Genomic DNA, 4,688 nt, shown 5'->3' with positions numbered 1-4,688 from the left:
AAAATATTGTTTATCTAAAACAAGATAAATATAAAAACAGATATACAGCATATAACAATGAATCAATGGTTCTATTAAAATCAAAACAAAATGAAACAATAGAATCAAAAAGATGAATTAGAAAAGGTGGTGATATATCATATTCATTGTATATGAATATTTTGCAAGATGTAATGATTTATGGTATTAATAAAAAAGGGTTTAACCCTAGAAATATGTGTAAATATGATGAATTACCAGAAATATTTAAGAATAATATAAATAAAGAATCTTGAAGAGTTGTTAAAAGCAGAATGATTAGAAATAAAGTATATGTTTTTAAACAAAGAGATGAAGATATAAATAGAAGATTCTGATGACTTTACAAGAAAATTTGGAATAAACAAGACTAAAATGTTAACAATTGACTATTGTGGTTTTGCCCCATAGGTCAATTGTTAACATTTTCTTTTGAAAATGTTAATCTATTGACTGATATATATATATAGTAAATTTTTTATATATGTTAGAAACCTGGAATTTTGATATAATTTTATTATAAAATTATAGAACCAGGTAGGCAAAATGCCCTAAACAAGTTTAGTGCATTTATGCCCCCTGGCTTTTGGCTAAGCCAAAAGAGAACAGACAAGTCTGTTCTTAGGGATTTTCAACCCCTATTCTTGAAAATAAAAACAAGGAGAAAGACAATGATAATAGAATTAAATACAAGTTTTCATAAGTCAACAGGTGGTGGGAGTAAACAAGAAAGAAAAGCAAAATCTTTAATTGATATTGCAAAGTGATTGGGACACAATCATAGGAGTTATAAGAATGTTGAAAAGTCATTAAGTTTTATTGAACCCAAAGATTCACATAAAAATAAATATTTAAAGAGAAAAGAGAGTTATAAAGATTGGTTCAATAGTTTTATTTCAAAAGAAATTATTGATAAATATAACAAAGGTAAAAAGAAAATCAGACAAATAAAGAATTATGATTATTTTGATTTTATTGTGAATAAACCAAGCCAAAAACAAGGGATTGGAGAGCAACTTATTTTACAACTAGGTTCTGATAATGAACTTTATTGATTAAAAGATATGTTGAATGATGATAAAGACTATTTAGAGTATTGATACCAATATCAAAAAGATATTACTAATTACATACAACAGATAATACCTGAATTTAAAATATATGATTCATCATTACATCTTGATGAGACATCACCACATATTCATATTATTGGTATTGGTTTTGAAAAGAATAAAGGGAAAACAGGTTTAGAATACAAATTATCAAGTACAAATTTGTTTACAACTGATAGACTTAGAGAACTACACAAACAATTTAGAAATTTTAATAAATTACAGGTTTCAAAATTACAAGATCTAATTAATAATAAAAATATTTATTATGATAATTTAGAACAAAGATTTATAAGAACTACAAACCCAAAATCTTATCATTCAAAAATTGAACTAAAAGCAAACCAGGAAAATTTAAGAGATAGAGTTAGTGTTAAAAGTAAAGAGATTGCTAATGTTATCTCTAATATCTGAAAAGGCAATTATTTAAATAAAGATATAAGAGTACTTAAAGATCAAGTAGATTCTTATTTAAATGAGAATGCTTCAAAATCATCTCATATTAAAGAAAGAGAATACTAATAAAGATTTATATTAAACTATCTTAAACTTTGAAATCTGAATGATTTATATATACTTTAAAGGGTATATTATACATACACACATACACATACACATATAAAGGAACTTAAAAATGAAAGTTTTTTATCAAATTATACAAATTAAAAAATATGGAAAGAAAGTTATATTATTTGAAGCTTTAAAATACCAAGAAATTAAAGATTATTTATCAGATAACCAAGAACAATTAAAAGATCTTAATTTATATATTCAGCAATCAACAATTATTAAAAATAAGATATAAGAAAAAAGCACCATTGAATTTGAAAGGAGTTGGTGCTTTTTAAAATGAACATAATTTTAAAATACTATTTTCATTTAAATTTTGTATTAACTATTTTTGTTTAACAAACAATGTATTGTGTTTATAAAGTATATTTGTTGTCTATCATAAAACTTAAAAGGGTTTGTTTATTGTTGTCTATAATTAAAATAAATGAAATAAGTTAGACTTTATGATAGACCATAAAATTATAAATAAAAAATAATTTTGGTATAATAAAAAAGGTATTAAAAATTCACTAATGATTTAGTAGCCCAGTAGTGAATTTATAACCTTGATTGATGATAATATTATACCATAAATGTATAATACAGTTTAAAAATAAAATCATTTATTTTTAAGTATCATCTATAAAGTGGGTGCTTAAAAATAAGTGATTTTTAATACCTTTTATTAGTAAAACAAATAAAAGGAGCAAAAATGCAAATAACAAGATGGAATCTTGATAGAAATGATGTGTTTAAAGCACATCAAAAATTAAAAAAGAAAAATATTATTTACATAGGTTTTGATACAGAGTTTGATGTTAAAAATAACAAAGTAATATCATACCAATTATCAATAATTAAGAAAAATGAAGTTTTAGAACATTTTAGAATTGTTGAAAGTAATAAAATAAACTTTGATGAGTTTATGAAAGATATTGCTTTACTTGTTCTAAAAGGTCAGAACATAAGATCATCATCAAAATATGATATTGTGTTGTTAGCACATTATTCAACTGCAGAAATATCTACTTTTGAGAACTTTTTTGGAATTGAAGGACTTACAAGTATAGATTTTGGTAAATATTCAAACTTTAAGATTGATAATTATAAGTTCTCTTTTATAGAACAAAATAAAGAAACAAAAGAAAATGAAAATATTGAAATTGAATTTAAATCAATAAAAATACAAGATACATTAAATTATCATAAAGCAAGTTTAGATGAAATTGGTAAAGTTTTAGGTTTTGAAAAGGTTGATTTACAAAAAGAAATTGAAAATGTTGTACCTGATTTTAAAGGTAAAGCAATAGAACAATTTTCAAGTCTTTTAAAAGATCCTATAACAAAAGATATTGCTATAAAATATGCTAAAACAGATGCTACTATAACTTTATATTTTAGTTTAATAATTTATTGATTTGGTGTTATGAATGGTGTTGATAAACCCAAAATAACAACACCAGCATTATCAGAAGCAATTTTTATAAAAAACTTTATATCTTCAAAGAAATTAAAATGAGAAGATCTAGGTTTTAAAGAATTTACAACTTTGAAGAATGGAATTGAAAAGAAACATTGAGAACAAAATAAAGAAATTTTAAATTATGGGACTGATAGTTATAAAGGAGCAAGAAATCAAGCATATACAATGGGAGTTGTAAATAAACCTTTTTATGATTTTGATTTAAAAGGTGCTTATACAAACCCACTAAAATTATTACCAAGTATAACTAAAAAACATCTTATAGTTCAAGATGGTAAATTTGTAGATATAAATGAAAAAAATAATAAAAGGGTTTATCAAAAAGAAACCCCCACATTAATTCAAAAAGAAGAATATTTTAAAGGGATTGAAGATGGTAAATATACTTTTAATGATTTAGGTACTTTTAAAGGGAGAATTAAGTTTAAAGATGATTTAAAAATATCACCACTTTTAACATATTCAGAAAATTCTTTAACAGAATTATTAGAAGTTGATGGTACACACTCATTAGTTGAATTATATATTATAAGAAAATACTTTAATGATCTTGTAGATTGGGATGAGAGTGCTATTGAAAAAGATGGAATTGCTATATTCTCAACTAATAAATCAATTAAACCTTTTGAAGAGTATATAAATTGGCTAACAGATATGAGAAATCTTCATAAAGATAACCCATTATTAGATTTGTTATTTAAACTACTTGCAAATTCATTTTATGGAAAATTAACACAAGGTATAAATTTAAAACACACCAAAAATTTAATTACAGATGAAAATGAAGATTCTTCACCATCAAAAATATCTAATTATATATACTCAGCATTTATAACAGCAGTTGTTAGAATGTTAGTATTTGATGCTTACAAAGCATTAGAAGATGTTTCATTAATTGGAAACATTATCACAGATGGAATTGGTGTATTCTCTGATAAAAATAAAGATGAATTAATTAATATTATAGAAAACACTGATTTAGTTGTAGAAATAAAGAAAATGTTAAATATAGATAAACTATGAGAACTGAAACATTTTTCAGAAAAAGGACATATAATACCCAAAACTAGAATTGATTTTCCAACTCTTGAAACTTTAAACAATATAAAAGAAATGAAAAAATTAAAAATTGCTAGTCCTTCAAGTTTTCCTAAAAATGATAATAAATTGGAGCTAGCAAAAGAATTGAATGATATTTATTTAAACAACCCAGATAAAAAATTGAAAGTAAAATCACTTGCAGGTAATAAATGAGTAAAAAATAATAAAAAAATACTACAAATGATTGAAATTGAAAAAACAACTAATTTTAATATATCTAAAACTAGAATGATTGATGAAATAAAAGATGGTTATATAACAACAAAACCATTTAAAGATATTGAATCAGCAACTAAAAATATTGTTTATCTAAAACAAGATAAATATAAAAACAGATATACAGCATATAACAATGAATCAATGGTTCTATTAAAATCAAAACAAAATGAAACAATAGAATCAAAAAGATGAATTAGAAAAGG

At 23.1% G+C, this 4,688-nt stretch carries 4 protein-coding genes; all 4 read left to right on the top strand.

Going from position 1 to position 4,688, the window contains the following annotated elements:
* Positions 1-392 (top strand): hypothetical protein (locus JXZ93_RS03480; protein ID WP_205852741.1); only part of this gene is annotated, 392 nt, incomplete at its 5' end.
* Positions 393-689: 297 nt separating this feature from the next.
* Entirely contained in the window at positions 690-1,652 is a 963-nt protein-coding gene (locus JXZ93_RS03475; protein ID WP_205852740.1) for a plasmid recombination protein, read from the top strand.
* 112 nt (positions 1,653-1,764) lie between these two features.
* Positions 1,765-1,935, top strand: coding sequence for a hypothetical protein (locus JXZ93_RS03470; protein WP_205852739.1), 171 nt, complete (start codon positions 1,765-1,767; stop codon positions 1,933-1,935).
* Positions 1,936-2,394: 459 nt separating this feature from the next.
* Positions 2,395-4,688 (top strand): hypothetical protein (locus JXZ93_RS03465; protein WP_205852738.1); only part of this gene is annotated, 2,294 nt, incomplete at its 3' end.

This window comes from Mycoplasma sp. CSL10166 (genome assembly GCF_017116885.1).
In the GTDB taxonomy this organism is placed as follows: Bacteria; Bacillota_I; Bacilli_A; order Mycoplasmatales; family Metamycoplasmataceae; genus Mycoplasmopsis.
The sequence above is the reverse complement of the archived record's forward strand: the minus strand, read 5'-3'. Positions and strand labels throughout refer to the sequence as shown.